We start from the raw sequence: 14,652 nt of genomic DNA on the forward strand, positions 1-14,652 counted from the left end.
CCTCTCCCGGTCTCTTCGATCAGTGCGTGACGACCACCGTCGTGCCCACGGGGACGCGGCCATAGAGATCGGTGATGTCGTCGTTGAGCATGCGGATACAGCCATAGGAGACGAAGCCGCCGATCGAGCCCGGCACGTTGGTGCCGTGGATCGCATATTCGCCGCCGGACAGCGTCATCGCCGCAACGCCCATCGGGTTGCGAGGCGAGCCGCCCGGGATGACGTCGGGAATGTTCGGCTTGTCGCGCTTCACCTCGGCAGGCGGTGCCCAGGCCGGATTGAGATACTTGCCGTCGATCTTGGTCGTGCCGGCCCATTGCTTGCCGGCCTTGCCGACGCCAACCGGATAGCGCACGGCATGGCCGCTATCGAGAATGAGATAGAGCCGCCGCTCGCTGGTCTTGACCACGATCGTGCCCGGCGAATAATCGGCCAGGTTCGTCCCGACCATTTCCGGCCGCGCCTCGGCCGCCGTCGACATCAAGACCCCGACCCCGATGGTGGCGGCCAGCGCCACCGCAATCCTCATCGATATCATTTTCCCTTGCCCCGAAAGGATCGTCCAAACCACGCAAACCCGGCAATTGCGGCTTGCCCAGACATTCCTAACCGCGCTTGTTAACCGGATGGTTTCCACGCACGGCCGCCAAGTGCCAGCCAGCGGGGGGAACAAAGGAAATGTTCGAAATAAAGTAAATGACTTGAAAACAACACTCGGCGGGAAAGAGGCGGACGTGCGTCGCGCATGCTGACGAGTGCGTGAGGATGTGAGCCGCGTCATTCCGGGCGCGCGACAGCGTGACCCGGAATCTCGAGATTCCGGGTTCGGTCCTGAGGACCGCCCCGGAATGACGATGGGTTGAGCCTATGCTTGTTTCCGGTTCTGCCGGTTCTTGACGAGGTCGTCGACCACGGCGGGATCGGCCAGCGTCGAGGTGTCCCCTAAGCTGCCCGGCTCGTCCTCAGCGATCTTCCGCAGGATGCGGCGCATGATCTTGCCGGAGCGGGTTTTGGGCAGGCTCGGGGCGAACTGGATTTGGTCGGGCGAGGCGATCGGGCCGATCTCCTTGCGCACCCAGGTCACGAGCTCCTTGCGCAGATCGTCGGTCGGCTCGACGCCGGCCATCAGCGTGACATAGGCGTAGATGCCCTGGCCCTTGATGTCGTGCGGGAAGCCGACCACGGCCGCCTCCGACACCTTCTCGTGCGCGACCAGCGCACTCTCGACTTCCGCGGTGCCCATGCGATGGCCGGAGACGTTGATGACGTCGTCGACGCGGCCGGTGATCCAGTAATAGCCGTCGGCGTCACGCCGGCAGCCATCCCCGGTAAAGTATTTGCCCTTGTAGGTCGAAAAATAGGTCTGTTCGAAGCGGGCATGGTCGCCATAGACCGTGCGCATCTGGCCCGGCCAGGATCGCGTCAGGCACAGATTGCCGGTGGCCTCGCCCTCGAGCACCCTACCGTCGGCATCGACGATCTCCGGCACAACGCCGAAGAACGGTTGCGTCGCCGAGCCCGGCTTGAGTTTTGTTGCGCCCGGCAGCGGCGTGATCAGGATGCCGCCGGTCTCGGTCTGCCACCAGGTGTCGACGATCGGGCAGCGGTCGTCGCCAACGACACGGTGATACCACTCCCAGGCTTCCGGATTGATCGGCTCGCCGACCGAACCGAGCAGACGAAGCGAGGCGCGCGAGGTCTTCTTCACCGGCTCGTCGCCGGACTGCATCAGCGCGCGGATCGCGGTCGGCGCGGTGTAGAAGATGTTGACCTTGTGCTTGTCGATGACGTTCCAGAACCTGGAATTATCGGGATAGTTCGGCACGCCTTCGAACATCAGCGTGGTCGCGCCGTTGGCGAGCGGCCCGTAGAGGATGTAGCTGTGACCGGTGACCCAGCCGACGTCGGCGGTGCACCAGTAGATGTCGCCGTCGTGATAGTCGAAGACGTATTGATGCGTCATTGAGGCGAACACGAGATAGCCGCCCGAGGTGTGCAGCACGCCCTTGGGCTGGCCGGTCGAGCCCGAGGTATAGAGGATGAACAGCGGATCCTCGGCATGCATGTGCTCAAGCGGGCATTCCGTCGTCACCATCGCCGCCGCCTCGTGGTACCAGAGGTCGCGCGTCGGGTTCATGTCGATCTTGCCGCCGGTGCGTTTGACCACGACGACCCAGTCGACGCCGTCGGTTTTGGCGAGCGCCGCGTCGACATTGGCCTTCAGCGGCACCTTCTTGCCGCCGCGCAGGCCTTCGTCCGCGGTGATTATCACCTTGGATTGGCAGTCATTGATGCGCTGGGCGAGGCTGTCGGGCGAGAAGCCGGCGAACACCACGGAGTGGATCGCGCCGATTCGCGCGCAGGCCAGCATCACATAGGCCGCTTCCGGGATCATCGGCAGATAGATGGTGACGCGGTCGCCCTTCCCAACGTTGCGGGTGCGCAGGATGTTCGCCATCCGGCAGACCTCGTCGTGCAGCTCCTTGTAGGTGATGTGACGGGATTGGGAGGGATCATCACCTTCCCAGATGATCGCGGTCTGGTTGCCACGCTTGGCCAGATGCCGGTCGATGCAATTATGGGCGACGTTAAGAACGCCGTCCTCGAACCATTTGATCGAGATGTTGCCGGGCGCGAACGAGACGTTCTCGATTTTCGTCGGCGCCTTCATCCAGTCGATGCGCTTGGCCTGCTCCGCCCAAAAACCGTTCGGGTCCGAGATCGAGCGCGCATACATGTCCCTGTACTTGGCCTGGTCGACCCAGGCCCGCTTCGCCCACTCTGCGGGTACGTCGTAGATCTTCTCGGACATGTTTCCCTCCACATACGGCAAGCCGAACGCATGCGATTGGCAAGCCGACTTGATCGCTGAACGATTATGCGTCGGGCTAACCGGACCCGACAAGGAGCACAAGCTGGACCTTCGGCGGGCGGCCGACCATGCGGAGGATCAAGGTCCGCGATGGCGGCTGGCGCAAATCTGAAGCCGGCCAAGGGCGCCTTTCGGCTCTTTACCCAGATCGCCGAAATAGCGGCGTGCAGAGCCGCATGCGCCGTCTGGAGGTATTTGGCAACCGCCTATCACTGATTCAGGACTCGCAATACGGTTCGGAACACCCTAAATGGCCAACCCGGGTCCAAAGAGACCCCAGGAACAAAAATCAGAACAGCGGCATTGAACGGTAAGACACAGGGCCAAGGCTTAACACTATGATGGATCAGCAGAATCTCGGGACGATGCGGCCCGCTTCAGCCGATCCTGCGGCCATTGCCCTCGCCAAAGCCCTTGGACAATGGCCGAAACCAGCTGGTTTTGGGCGTTCCAGCCCCAAAAAGACCTTCGACACGAGGCCGGCGGCAACCGTCGAGGCGCTCGCAAGGGAACTCGGCCTACGGCTCAGCGACCAAAACGAGCTGACCATCCGGCGCATCAAGCGCGGCAAGGGCTATTCCTTCGTCCGCCCGAACGGGGCCCATATCCGCGACGCCCGCACCATCCGCCGGCTGCACGCCATGGCAGTGCCGCCAGCTTACCGGGAGGTGCGCTACTCCGCCGATCCGAGCTCGCATCTCCAGGCCGTGGGACGCGATGCCGCGGGTCGGCTGCAATATCGCTATCACGCCGATTGGGAGAAGGTCCGCGAGCACCGCAAGGCGCATCGCCTGGAGAAGCTTGTCGGCGCGCTGCCCAAAATCCGGCGCAAGGTCTCGGCGTTCCTGTCGGGCGACGAGCCGACGCGCGAATTCGCGCTCTCGGCCGTCATCGAACTGATCGCCCGCACCGCGATCCGTCCGGGCAACGAATCCTACGCCCGTCTCAACGGCACTCGCGGCGCCACCACGCTGCTCAAGTCCAACGTCACGCTGGAAGACGATTGCTTTGTGATGACCTTCAAGGCGAAGGGCGGCAAGGCGGTGCGGAAGGAGTGCGACGCAGCCAAGCTAGTCCGCGCCATCGGCATTTTGCAGCGCGTTCCGGGCAAGCGCATGTTCCAGTATCGCGATGCCTACGGCATCGTGCGCGCGGTCAATACCACGCAGGTGAATGCGTTTCTGCGCGAGATCGCCGGCATCAAGATCTCGCTGAAGGATTTTCGCACGCTGATGGCGTCCGCCGTGGTCGTGGAATCGCTGTCGCGGATCACGCCGGCGACCAGCCAGCGTGGCCGCAAGAAGCAGGTGCTTGACGCAATCCGCGCCGCCGCCGACCAGCTCTCCAACACGCCGGCGATCTGCCGCAAGAGCTACGTCCACGACACCATCGTCACCGCCTTCGAGGACGGCATCCTCGAACGCTTTGCCGCGACCATGAAGGGCCAGCGCTCGCAGGCGAGGCGCGAGCAGCTTCTGGCGCAAGTGGTGGCGACCGCGGCGGTCTGATCCGCCTGTCGGCTACGCTTTGTTCGAAACGCCGCGGTCCGGACCGGGATCGCCGCCCGCAGCGGCCGTGGTGAGCCGTTCCAGATAGTGTGCCCACCCCGTCGCATGTGCGGCGGCCTGTTCTGCGGTCGGCAAGCCGCTGTGGGTCATCCGCAGCAACGTGCCGCCGTCCTGCTCAATCAGATCGATCTCGACCAGGCTCGAGCCGGGCGGCACTTCCTGGCCGCCCTCCCAGCCGAACGTGTAGGCGAGACGATGCACCGGCACGACCTCGCGGAAAGCGCCGCGGGCGACGCCGCCGCGCGGGCCGACGCCCTTCAGAAGATAGAGCCCGCCGGGATGCGGCTCCGTGGTCGCGTCGGAACCCATCCAGCTCAAAATCTTCTCGGGGTCGGTCAGATAGGCGAAAACAGTCGCGCGCGGGGCGGCGATCTGGGTCTCGCGTCGCACTATGAACGGTTCGGTCATTGGCGATCATCCCTGGGCTCACACTCGGACATGGCGGGGCCGGAGCGGCCCGTCAAGGATTGCCCGTGACAAAGACGGCGCGCTTTCGTCATGATTGAGCCATGCACCTCTCCCCGACCCTCGCCTGGCTTGTCGATGCCGCCGCAGATAGTGTTGGGGCGGACCGCCTGCTTGCGGAACTCGGCGCACATTTGGTCGCTGATGGCGTGCCGCTTGCAGCGGGCGCGCTGACCCTGGAAGTGCCTCACCCGCTGATCGCGAAGCGGACCTGGTTGTGGCGCGCCGATACCGGCCGGGTGATCGAAGCGCTCGGCTTTGCGCCGGGCGGCCTGGCACCGGACCCGCCGAACGATGCCGGCCGCCGCTGGCTGCGCGATATCGCGGGCGGTGAGGTGCAGGAAGACATCGTCGGACGGGCCGATGGGCCTTTGCTCGGGTGGATCGGGCCGCGTCCGTTCACCTCGGACGAGATCGAACGATTGCGTCAGGCTGCACGTTTTGCCGCGACGCCGCTCGCCGTGCTCGCCGCGCGTGCCACGTTGCGGGCGACGCTCGACGCCTATCTCGGCAAGCGCAGTGCGGAGCGGGTGCTGGCGGCGCCGCTGCGGCGCGATCTTGGCGACACCATTCAGGCCGCGTTGCTCTATGCCGACTTGCGCAACTTCACCGGTTTGTCGGAGACAAGTCCGCCGGGCGATGTCATCGCAGCGCTCGATGCCTGGTTCGACCGCATCGCCGGCGCCGTTCACGCCTTCGGCGGCGAGGTGCTGAAATTCATCGGCGACGGCGTGCTGGCGATCTTTCCGGTGGTCGAAGCGTCACCGCGGCGTGCCTGCGAGGCCGCTCTGCGCGCCGCGAGCGCGGCCGAAGCCGGGATGGCCTATCTCAACGAGGAGCGCCGCGGCAACGGCTCGCCGCCGCTCGCGTTCGGTGCCGCCCTCCATCTCGGCGAGATGCTCTGGGGCAATATCGGCGCTGCCAACCGGCTCGATTTCACGGCGATCGGCCCCGCCGTCAATCTCGTCAGCCGGCTCGAAGGGTTATGCAAGCCGTTGGGGCGGACCGTGCTGGTGTCGGGCGCGCTCGCTGCAGAGACGGACATGCCTCTGATCGCGCTCGGATCGCATTCGCTGCGTGGGATCGCCGCGCCGTGCGAGGTGTTTGCGCTGCCGGAGACGTAGGGTCGAGTTTCGCTTATTCGGGCTACGTACCTAGGACGACATCCCACCCATCTTGCAGACGAGCTTCCACTCCTCCGCCGTCACCGGCTGCACCGACAGGCGCGAATATTTCACAAGCGCCATGTCGGCGAGCTTCCTCTCGGCCTTGATCGCCGCCATCGTCACCGGTGTCTTCAGGGGCTTGTCGGCCTTGATGTCGACGCAGACGAACTTGCCGGTCTTGTCGGTCGGATCCGGATAGGCTTCCTTGATGACCTCCGCGATGCCGACGATCTCCTTGCCCTCGTTGGAATGATAGAAGAACGCCTTGTCGCCCCTCTTCATGGCGACGAGGTTCTGGCGCGCGGTGAAGTTGCGCACGCCGGTCCAGGCCTCGCCCTTGGCGCCCTTCGCCACCTGCTGGTCCCAGGACCACACCGACGGTTCGGATTTCACCAGCCAATAAGCCATGTTCATTCCTCTGCCTTGAAGGGGCGCGTCAACAGCCCCGAGATCGCGGCGTCGATTGTGCTCCGGCCGCTCAGGATCGAAGCGACCGCTTCCGATACCGGCATCTCGATGTTTTGCGAAGCCGCAAGCTCGATCAGCACCGGCGCGGTGGACTCGCCCTCGGCAAGCTTGCCTGCGGGCGGGTTCTCACCGCGGCCCAGTGCGAGGCCAAGCGCGAAATTCCGTGATTGCGGGCTCGAACAGGTCAGAATGAGATCACCGAGGCCGGACAGGCCCGTGAGGGTCTCGCTGCGCGCACCAAGCGCGCGACCGAGGCGTGTCAGTTCGGCAAAGCCGCGGGTCGTGAGCGCGGCCTGGGCCGAGGCGCCAAGCTCGCGTCCGACCGCAATGCCGACCGCGATCGCCAGCACGTTCTTGGCCGCGCCGCCGATCTCGACGCCGCGGATGTCGGTGGAATGATAGGGCCGGAATGTCGGCGAGCCCAGCGCCTGCACGAGCCTGGTAGCCAGCGCTTCTTCCTTCGCCGCCAGCGTTACCGCGGTCGGCAGGCCGCGCGCGACATCGTCGGCGAAGCTCGGGCCTGACAGGATCGCCGGCTGCGCGCCCGGTGCAGCTTCGGTGATCACATCGGTCATGAATTTGTGGGTGCCGTGCTCGATGCCCTTGGCGCAGGCGACGACGGGTACCGGCCTTGCAATGTGCGAAGCCAGCAGGTTGACCGCGCCGCGCAGGTGCTGCGCGGGCGTTGCGATCAGCAGCATGTCGGCGCGCGCGGCGAGCGCCAGATCGCTCGTCACGACGATTTCCGCAGCGATCCGCACGCCGGGCAGCCGCGGATTGTCGCGCGTCGAGGCAATCCGCGTCGCATGTTCGGCATTGCGCGCCCACAGCATCACGTTCCGTCCTGCCCGCGCCGCCACAATTGCGAGAGCCGTGCCCCAGGCACCTGCCCCGACCACGGCGACGGAATCGAACGCGGTCATCACTAGAATCCCGCTCGCGTGTTGCCGTAGCCCGCCGGTGCCGTCGCGTTGGCATCGAGCAGCCAGCGTGCGCGGGGCTGCGCGTCCATCGTATCGGTCATGCCGAGCGCGAGGCGTTCGGCGCCGGCCCAGGCGATCATCGCGCCATTGTCGGTGCAGAGCTCGGGCGGCGGCATGATCAGCTGGGTCCCGGCCTGCTGCGCGACGTCGTGCAGGGCCCCGCGGATCGCCTGATTGGCGGCCACGCCGCCGGCGGCCACGAGCGCGCGCGGCGCGCCGAACCGCTCGCGGAAATGTCTTAGACCGACGCTCAACCGGTCGGCCGTCGACTCCAGCACGGCGGCTTGAAAACTCGCGCAGAGGTCGCTGATGTCCTGCAGTGTGAGCTCGGCGATGCGACTTGCTTCGTTGCGGACGGCCGTCTTCAAACCGGATAGCGAGAAATTGGCGTCGGGGCGCCCTTGCATCGGGCGTGGAAAGGCGAAGCGGATCGCATCGCCGCTTGCCGCCGCGCGCTCGACCTGCGGACCGCCGGGATAAGGCAGGCCCAGCATCTTCGCGACCTTGTCAAAGGCCTCGCCAATGGCGTCGTCGACTGTGGTGCCGAGCCGCACATACTTGCCGACGCCGGTGACCGCAACGATCTGGGTATGTCCGCCCGAGGCGAGAAATAGGCAATAGGGAAATTCGATCCCGTCGGTGAGACGTGGCGTCAGCGCGTGCGCCTCCAGGTGGTTCACGGCGATGAGCGGGGTGTCGTGCACCATCGCGATCGCCTTGGCGGTGGTGAGCCCAACGATGACGCCGCCGATCAGCCCCGGACCCGCGGCCGCCGCGACCCCTCCCAGCTGGGCGAAGCCGACGCCGGCCTCACTCATGGCGCGGCCGATGATGTCATCGAGCAGATCGACATGGGCGCGGGCGGCGATCTCCGGTACCACGCCGCCGAAGCGGGCGTGCTCCTCGACCTGCGACCGTACGATGTTGGACAGGATCTTGCCGCTACCGTCATGCGCGCGCTCGACCACGGCTGCGGCGGTTTCGTCGCACGTGGTTTCGATGCCCAATACCAGCATTGGCGAATTGTTATCCAACTTGCGCCCTTGCGCTCATCCGTAAAGCAGAGTTCTGGTACGTCCGGTAGCATTCCGGGCACGGCTTGCGCAATCGTCACGCGCGGCCGCCCTCGCAAATGGCCACCGTCAAATGGCTCGGGAACACCAAGCGATGTCCATTCTCGTCACACGACCACATCCCGACAATGAGGCGACGGCGGCGAGTTTGCGCGCGCGAGGGCATGTGGTGCTGCTTGCGCCGGTGCTCAAGTTCGAGCCGGTCGCCTTTCATGACGAGAGTGAGACGAGCTATAACGGCATCATCGTTACATCGGCCAATGCGATCCGCGGCGTCGCGCCGCAATTGCCGGGCCTTGGTCTGTTGCACTTGCCGCTGTTTGCGGTCGGCGAGCACACGGCTATTGCGGCACGCGACGCCGGCTTTGCCGAGGTGATCGTTGCCGGTGGCGACGCCGCGGCCTTGCGCGACAAGGTGGTGCAGAGTGCACGCGACAAGGTGCTGAAGAAAAGGAGCACGCTGCTTTATCTGGCGGGTGCGGATCTGTCGCGTGATCTCGGCGCCGAGCTCAGCGCCGAAGGATTCAATGTGGTCACGCAGACCACTTATCGCATGGCTCCGGTCAAGTTGCTGCCGCGAGAAGTTTGCGAGGGCTTTGCCACCCACGGGATCGAGGCGGTGCTGCACTACTCCCGGCGCAGCGCGCGGGCGTTCCTGGAGGCGGCGCGGGACGAAGGTGTCGAAATCTCGGCGCTGGCTATACCGCAATGCTGCCTGTCCGAGACGGTTGCCGGCGTGCTGCGAGAGGCCGGCGCGTCGCAGGTTCTGGTGGCGGCGACGCCGGACGAAAATGCCTTATTCGACACCTTGGAGCGTGCTTTGCGCACCCGTTTGGCGTAAGAGGTCGAGCCGAATCCGACGCAATCGGATCCGAAGGATCTGTGCAAGGTATGGATGTGAGGAACCGTCACGATGGTCGACGACAAGCCTGAAGACGCAGGATTGGCCCCCGACAGCCGTCGTGCCAAGCGTGCCCCGCCCACCATCGACCTCGAGGCGAGCGAAGTCTCGACCCAGCCGCAGCAGGCGGCGGGCGAGCCCGAGGCTCAGCCGACGCCGGAGCACGCCGAGCCCGAGCCGGCACAATCCGAGCCGGCAAAGTCCGAACTTGCTGACGCTGAGCCGGAACGTGACGAGGCGCCGGCCGCTGTGGCATCCGCGCCCGTATCGCAGCCGATTTCGCCCTGGGTCGTTGCCCCGCTCTCCGGCGCTGTCGCAGCGGCAATCGTGATTGCGGTCGGTTGGATGCTGGGCTGGCCCGCGGTGCAGGCGCCGCCTGCCGCACCGCAAGTCACGAGCGCGACGGTTGATGCGCTCAGCGGGCGTGTGAGCGCAGTCGAAGCCAAGGCCGGCAAGCCCGTCGCCGATCCGGCGATGACGGCGCGGATCGACGCGCTGGAGAAGTCCGTCAGCAGTCTGCGCAGCGATATCGCCAATCTGCGCGCACAATCCGACAAGACTGCGAGCGCACTGAACGACGTGAAATCCGCTCCAGGTGCTGCCGCGCCCGATTTTGCCACGCTCAACGACCGCATCGCGCAGCTCGAGCGCGCCAGCAGGACCGAACGGGCCGAGCTCGCGCAGCAAGGCGAGAAGATCGCCGACGCCAGGACGATGGACGACAAGCCGCTGCGCCATGTGGTGGCGGCGGCCCTGCTCGACGTCGCCGTTCGCCATGGCGATCCCTATCAACAGCAATTGGCAGCGGCGCGATCGCTGGCGGCAAAGCCGGATATGCTGAAGCCGCTCGACGCCTTTGCATCGTCCGGCATCCCGACGCCGGTCGCGCTGAGCCGCGAGCTTCTCAATATCGTGCCGAAGCTGTCGCCGCCGGCGGAAACCCAGACCGGCGGTACCGGTATCGTCGAGCGTCTCCAGGCGGGCGCGTCGAAGCTCGTCCGCATCGAACGCACCGACGGCATCGGCAATGACCGCGGTGCGATCGTGGCGCGCATCACCTCGGCGGCGCTGCGCAACGATGTGGCGGAGGCGCGTCGCGAGCTGAAGTCGCTTCCGGAGACTGATCGCACTGCCGCGCAAGCCTGGCTCGACAAGGCCGATGCTCGCGACGCCGCGCTCGCCGCCTCCCGCAAATTCGCCGACGATGCCATGGCGGATCTCGCCAAATCTGATCCAGCCAAGCCTGCTCAATAAAGATTCGCGCAACGATCGGCGCGTATAGGGATCGCCATGCTTCGCATCGTCCTCTTTCTCATTCTGATCGCATTGGCGGCGGCCGGCGGAGCCTGGGTTGCCGATCAGCCCGGCGATCTGGTCCTGACCTGGGGCGGTCTCCGTGCCACGACGACCTTTCCCGGGTTCGTGCTCGGGCTCGGCATCTTCGCAGCCGCGATCGTGCTGGTCTGGAGCGTCTTGACCATGATGTGGCGCATGCCGGGGCGTCTGCGCCGCCGTCGTCATGAGAAGCGCCATGCCCGCGGTCGCCACGCTATCACTCACGGCCTGCTCGCGATCGGTCATGGCGACACCGCGCTTGCCCGTCGACATGCGGCAGCGGCGCGACGGCATGCGCCGGACGATCCGCTCGCGCTGCTCTTGCACGCGCAGTCGGCGCAGCTCGAAGGCAATCGCGACGAAGCGCAGCGCGTCTTCCGCGCCATGACCGAGCGTGAGGACACGCGGCTGCTCGGCCTGCGGGGCCTGTTCATCGAGGCGCAGCGCGCCGACGATGCGCTCGGCGCCGTGACGATCGCGGAGGAAGCCATCAAGCTGTCGCCGTCCTCGACCTGGGCCTCCCATGCCGTGCTTGGCTTCCGCTGCGCGCGCGGCGACTGGGGCGGCGCGCTCGCGATCCTCGATTCGAATCTGTCCGCGGGTCTGATCGACAAGGGTACCTATCGCCGGCAGCGCGGCGTCCTGCTCACCGCCCGCGCGCTGGAATTGGAAACCATGGATCGCGACGTCGCGCGCGAGAGCGTGATGGAGGCGATCAAGCTCGCGCCGACCCTGGTGCCGGCCGCGGTGCTCGCCGCAAGGTTCGAGAGCGAGGCGCATCAGGTGCGCCGCGCCATGAAGCTGATCGAGGCCGCCTGGCTCGCCAATCCGCATCCCGATCTTGCGGAAGCCTATGCCCATGTGAAGCTCGGCGATTCCGCCCGGCAGCGCTTGCAGCGGGTCGAGACGCTCGCGGCCAAGACGCCTGCCGACAAGCCCGGCCATGTCGAGGGCCAGCTCGCGATCGCGCGCGCTGCGATCGATGCCGCCGAGTTCGCCCGCGCGCGCGAGGTGCTCGCACCGTATCTCAACGATCCGACCCAGCGCGTCGCGCTGCTGATGGCCGAGATCGAGCGTACCGAGCATGGCGATGGCGGCCGTGCGCGCGCGTGGACCTTGCGTGCGGTGCGGGCCCGCCTCGATCCAGCCTGGACTGCGGACGGCTATGTCAGCGACCGCTGGCGCCCGGTCTCTCCGGTCACCGGCCGTCTCGACGCCTTCCAATGGCAGACGCCGGTCGCGAGCCTGCCTTCCGACAAGGGCACCACGATCGAATCCTCGGCCTTCGAGGAGGCCATGCTGGCGGCGCCCCCGCCGAAGCGAGTGACCGTGGCCAGCGAGGCGCCGGTGGAACCGCTGGAGACGGCCCCCGCCCTCGCCGCCCAGGACAATTCCCCTCCTCAGGCCAAGGAAGGTTCCGAGAAAGCTCCCGAGGAAGCCCCCAAGGAGGCTGCCAAGGAAGAGCCAACGATCGCGCCTTCCGAGCCGCTTGATCCGGCTCCCGCGCCTGCCGAATCATCGCCGCCGGCGGCAACGCCGGTCTTCCGGAGCCGTGCCGATATTGGCAAACCCGGACCGGCCCCCATCCCCGCCGTGATCCCGATCGTGCGCGCGCCGGATGATCCCGGGGTCGACGACGAGGGTCCGAGCGACGAATTTACGGAACAAATCGGCACGCCAAAGGCCCAGGCCGGCGGGTGGCGCGGATTCTGGTCTCGCTGGGGCGCATGAGGCCCATTTCGAACGCTTGTCCTTGCCAATTCGGGCCATGCCCGATATCAGGGGCGCGCGTATCGGGGCCGGCATCGTCCTGGCTCCGGCTGGGTTCGCCGCAATAGCTCAGTCGGTAGAGCACGTCATTCGTAATGACGGGGTCGGGGGTTCGAATCCCTCTTGCGGCACCAGCGCCCCTTTTGTCTAGCCCGGACACATAGGTAACAGGTCGTACCTGAGACATGGGTGACAACCTCGTGCCGAACGGGTTGTCGAGGGTTGCAGGGTTCTTCACGCATTGATGGCACACCCCATTGTTGCTCGGCCCGCGCTCTCGCCGCCATGTCCCGAGCTGTTGACGAGAGCCCAAGAACGTGGATGGCCGGGACGAGCCCGGCCACAGCGCAAGTTGAAGCTATCTGAGCGGGTGATCGCCTACTGCGAGACCGTCTGCACCACACTCGATATCGGGCGGGAGTTCGTGCCTGAGGTCGGCACCTTCAGGTCCTTCAGCAACGCCTCGTCATATTCCGGCAGCGTCTGGAGGCTCGTCTTGGCCTTCATCTGCACGATCTTGTAGCCGCCGGCCTTGAGCCGCGCGAGCAGCCCCGGCATGGCTTCGCCGGTGTGCTTCTGGAAGTCGTGCATCAGGATGATGCCCTTGCCGAGCTTGTCCAGCCTGGTCATCACGGTCTCGACGATCTTCTCCGGCGTGGCGCCCTTCCTGAAGTCGAAGGAGTCGATGTCGGTCGAGAACATCGCGACATTGCGGGTGCCGAAATAGGTCACCATCGCCGGATTGTGCTGAAGCTGCGGGAAGCGGAAGAACGGCGCCGGATTGGTGCCGAGCGCGAATCTCACTGCGCTGAAGCCCTTCTCGACCTCGTCCTTGACCTGCTGCTCCGTCATCTTCTTGCTGTTGAGGTTGACATGCGACCAGGTGTGCGTGCCGACCGTGTGGCCCTGGGCCAGCACCTGGCGCAGGATCTCCGGATGATAGGTTGCGTGCTTGCCGACCGAGAAAAACAGGCCCTTGGTGCATTCATCCGCGAGCGCCTTGAGTACCGCGGGCGTATTGACCGGCCACGGACCGTCGTCGAAGGTCAGCACGACCTCCTTCTCGGTCAGAAAGTCGAACTGCTTGAAGTGCTCGAAGCCGAAGCCGGGACCGCCTGTGGTGTCGATCTCGACCACGCGGGCAACACCCAGCGCATTCGGATTGGCGCAGGCTTGTTTCTGCTGCACCGGCATGGCCGGGGCGGGCGATGGGGCAGCTGCCGCCGGCTTGGCCGCGATCGCCGCGGTGGTCTCGACGTCATCCTTGGCGGCGAGCTTCGCCGGTGCCGGCAATGGATCGGCGGCACGGGCTGCAACTGTCTTGGGGGCGCCCTGATCGGCGCGCGCGGAATAATAAAACCAACCGCCGGCGGCGATCACGACCGCCGCAACTACACTGGCCAGCATCAGGCCCAACGCATTACGCATCGCTATTCTTTCCAATTACGCAACCAAACCGGCGGAATTTCCCGCGCGACGAGCCATTAATGCGAAGGAACAGTTAACGTGACACCAACGCGACGCCGGTCGCGCAGGAATTTCAGCGAGGTGCGCCAAAGTGGAAGTGCGCCAAAGTGACTGAGGTCACAGAGGCTGTGCCTCCCGTGACCATCATCACGGTGGAAACGGTTTGGCCGGAGCATCGTAGTTCCCATCAACAACCGGCGCCGTTCCGACGGTGCCAATGGGAGCTTCAAATGACCAAGTCGTTTTCCAGCAGGATCCGCGACACCAACCTGGCCCTGTGCTTTGCCGCCATCGTGTCGACCGTCTCGACGACCTCGGGCTTCGCCTTCTCGGCCGAAGCGCAGCAGATGTGCACTGGCGATGCCTTCCGACTCTGCTCCGCGGACATTCCCAATATCCCGAAGATCACGGCGTGCATGATCAAGCATCGTTCTGACTTAAGCGCCGGCTGCCGCGCGGTGATGGACAAGGACCTCGCCAAGGGCGCGTCGCGCAAGGTCGCTGACACGCAGGACAAGCAGTAAGCAACACGGCGATCGTTGCGTCGGATAGCTCCCCTCGCGATGTGCCCCGGCGTCAAGCCG

The 14,652-nt window shown here is 65.7% G+C and carries 13 protein-coding genes and 1 tRNA gene; 7 read left to right on the forward strand and 7 right to left on the reverse strand.

Annotated elements, in window-relative coordinates; translation table 11 throughout:
- Window positions 1–19 precede the first annotated feature (19 nt).
- The gene (locus IVA87_RS00190) at window positions 20–535 is read right to left on the reverse strand and encodes a L,D-transpeptidase (RefSeq protein ID WP_247300060.1); all 516 of its coding nucleotides are present in this window, start codon (window positions 533–535) and stop codon (window positions 20–22) included.
- A gap of 330 nt (window positions 536–865) precedes the next feature.
- Complete coding sequence (acs, locus tag IVA87_RS00195; protein WP_247332297.1) at window positions 866–2,812, reverse strand: acetate--CoA ligase; 1,947 nt, start codon at window positions 2,810–2,812, stop codon at window positions 866–868.
- A gap of 398 nt (window positions 2,813–3,210) precedes the next feature.
- Between acs and IVA87_RS00200 the strand changes: the two genes are divergently transcribed.
- The gene (locus IVA87_RS00200) at window positions 3,211–4,380 is read left to right on the forward strand and encodes a DNA topoisomerase IB (RefSeq protein WP_247332299.1); all 1,170 of its coding nucleotides are present in this window, start codon (window positions 3,211–3,213) and stop codon (window positions 4,378–4,380) included.
- A gap of 12 nt (window positions 4,381–4,392) precedes the next feature.
- On the opposite strand, the gene IVA87_RS00205 is transcribed toward IVA87_RS00200, so the two are convergent.
- Complete coding sequence (locus tag IVA87_RS00205) at window positions 4,393–4,848, reverse strand: SRPBCC family protein (protein ID WP_247299794.1); 456 nt, start codon at window positions 4,846–4,848, stop codon at window positions 4,393–4,395.
- Window positions 4,849–4,949: 101 nt separating this feature from the next.
- Here IVA87_RS00205 and IVA87_RS00210 point away from each other — a divergent pair, with 101 nt between their 5' ends.
- Window positions 4,950–6,029 carry an adenylate/guanylate cyclase domain-containing protein gene (locus IVA87_RS00210; protein WP_247299796.1) on the forward strand — a complete coding sequence of 360 codons (1,080 nt, stop codon included), beginning with the start codon at window positions 4,950–4,952 and terminating at the stop codon, window positions 6,027–6,029.
- 30 nt (window positions 6,030–6,059) lie between these two features.
- Here IVA87_RS00210 and IVA87_RS00215 read toward each other — a convergent pair whose 3' ends face one another.
- The 3 genes from IVA87_RS00215 to tsaD are packed head-to-tail and all read right to left on the reverse strand — an operon-like array spanning window position 6,060 to window position 8,538.
- On the reverse strand, window positions 6,060–6,479 hold the full coding sequence (locus tag IVA87_RS00215) for an EVE domain-containing protein (RefSeq protein ID WP_247299799.1): 420 nt from the start codon (window positions 6,477–6,479) through the stop codon (window positions 6,060–6,062).
- A 2-nt stretch (window positions 6,480–6,481) separates the two neighbouring features.
- Window positions 6,482–7,462 carry an NAD(P)H-dependent glycerol-3-phosphate dehydrogenase gene (locus tag IVA87_RS00220; protein WP_247299802.1) on the reverse strand — a complete coding sequence of 327 codons (981 nt, stop codon included), beginning with the start codon at window positions 7,460–7,462 and terminating at the stop codon, window positions 6,482–6,484.
- Window positions 7,463–7,464: 2 nt separating this feature from the next.
- Window positions 7,465–8,538, reverse strand: coding sequence for a tRNA (adenosine(37)-N6)-threonylcarbamoyltransferase complex transferase subunit TsaD (gene tsaD / locus IVA87_RS00225; protein WP_247299805.1), 1,074 nt, complete (start codon window positions 8,536–8,538; stop codon window positions 7,465–7,467).
- A 151-nt stretch (window positions 8,539–8,689) separates the two neighbouring features.
- On the opposite strand from tsaD, the gene IVA87_RS00230 reads away from it, so the two are divergent.
- The 4 genes from IVA87_RS00230 to IVA87_RS00245 all read left to right on the forward strand — a co-directional run bounded on the left by IVA87_RS00230 (window position 8,690) and on the right by IVA87_RS00245 (window position 12,735).
- Complete coding sequence (locus IVA87_RS00230) at window positions 8,690–9,436, forward strand: uroporphyrinogen-III synthase (RefSeq protein ID WP_247299808.1); 747 nt, start codon at window positions 8,690–8,692, stop codon at window positions 9,434–9,436.
- 72 nt (window positions 9,437–9,508) lie between these two features.
- On the forward strand, window positions 9,509–10,750 hold the full coding sequence (locus IVA87_RS00235) for a hypothetical protein (protein WP_247299809.1): 1,242 nt from the start codon (window positions 9,509–9,511) through the stop codon (window positions 10,748–10,750).
- 36 nt (window positions 10,751–10,786) lie between these two features.
- The gene (locus IVA87_RS00240; RefSeq protein WP_247299810.1) at window positions 10,787–12,562 is read left to right on the forward strand and encodes a heme biosynthesis HemY N-terminal domain-containing protein; all 1,776 of its coding nucleotides are present in this window, start codon (window positions 10,787–10,789) and stop codon (window positions 12,560–12,562) included.
- Between the two features lie 97 nt (window positions 12,563–12,659).
- Window positions 12,660–12,735: transfer RNA gene (locus IVA87_RS00245), tRNA-Thr, on the forward strand.
- 244 nt (window positions 12,736–12,979) lie between these two features.
- Here IVA87_RS00245 and IVA87_RS00250 read toward each other — a convergent pair.
- On the reverse strand, window positions 12,980–14,029 hold the full coding sequence (locus IVA87_RS00250) for a polysaccharide deacetylase family protein (protein WP_247299813.1): 1,050 nt from the start codon (window positions 14,027–14,029) through the stop codon (window positions 12,980–12,982).
- Window positions 14,030–14,298: 269 nt separating this feature from the next.
- Here IVA87_RS00250 and IVA87_RS00255 point away from each other — a divergent pair, with 269 nt between their 5' ends.
- A complete protein-coding gene (locus tag IVA87_RS00255) occupies window positions 14,299–14,592 on the forward strand; it encodes a hypothetical protein (protein WP_247299814.1) in 294 nt (97 codons plus the stop codon).
- Window positions 14,593–14,652: the final 60 nt, after the last annotated feature.

The organism is Bradyrhizobium sp. 147 (genome assembly GCF_023073935.1).
Lineage (GTDB): Bacteria > Pseudomonadota > Alphaproteobacteria > Rhizobiales > Xanthobacteraceae > Bradyrhizobium.

Excerpts from the sequence above, each read along its gene's own strand:
- IVA87_RS00250 (WP_247299813.1), bottom strand. The coding sequence starts at position 14,029 with ATGCGTAATGCGTTGGGCCTGATGCTGGCCAGTGTAGTTGCGGCGGTC.
- tsaD (WP_247299805.1), bottom strand. The coding sequence starts at position 8,538 with ATGCTGGTATTGGGCATCGAAACCACGTGCGACGAAACCGCCGCAGCC.
- IVA87_RS00240 (WP_247299810.1), top strand. The coding sequence starts at position 10,787 with ATGCTTCGCATCGTCCTCTTTCTCATTCTGATCGCATTGGCGGCGGCC.
- acs (WP_247332297.1), bottom strand. The coding sequence starts at position 2,812 with ATGTCCGAGAAGATCTACGACGTACCCGCAGAGTGGGCGAAGCGGGCC.
- IVA87_RS00210 (WP_247299796.1), top strand. The coding sequence starts at position 4,950 with ATGCACCTCTCCCCGACCCTCGCCTGGCTTGTCGATGCCGCCGCAGAT.
- IVA87_RS00255 (WP_247299814.1), top strand. The coding sequence starts at position 14,299 with ATGACCAAGTCGTTTTCCAGCAGGATCCGCGACACCAACCTGGCCCTG.
- IVA87_RS00235 (WP_247299809.1), top strand. The coding sequence starts at position 9,509 with ATGGTCGACGACAAGCCTGAAGACGCAGGATTGGCCCCCGACAGCCGT.
- IVA87_RS00200 (WP_247332299.1), top strand. The coding sequence starts at position 3,211 with ATGATGGATCAGCAGAATCTCGGGACGATGCGGCCCGCTTCAGCCGAT.
- IVA87_RS00230 (WP_247299808.1), top strand. The coding sequence starts at position 8,690 with ATGTCCATTCTCGTCACACGACCACATCCCGACAATGAGGCGACGGCG.
- IVA87_RS00215 (WP_247299799.1), bottom strand. The coding sequence starts at position 6,479 with ATGGCTTATTGGCTGGTGAAATCCGAACCGTCGGTGTGGTCCTGGGAC.
- IVA87_RS00220 (WP_247299802.1), bottom strand. The coding sequence starts at position 7,462 with ATGACCGCGTTCGATTCCGTCGCCGTGGTCGGGGCAGGTGCCTGGGGC.
- IVA87_RS00205 (WP_247299794.1), bottom strand. The coding sequence starts at position 4,848 with ATGACCGAACCGTTCATAGTGCGACGCGAGACCCAGATCGCCGCCCCG.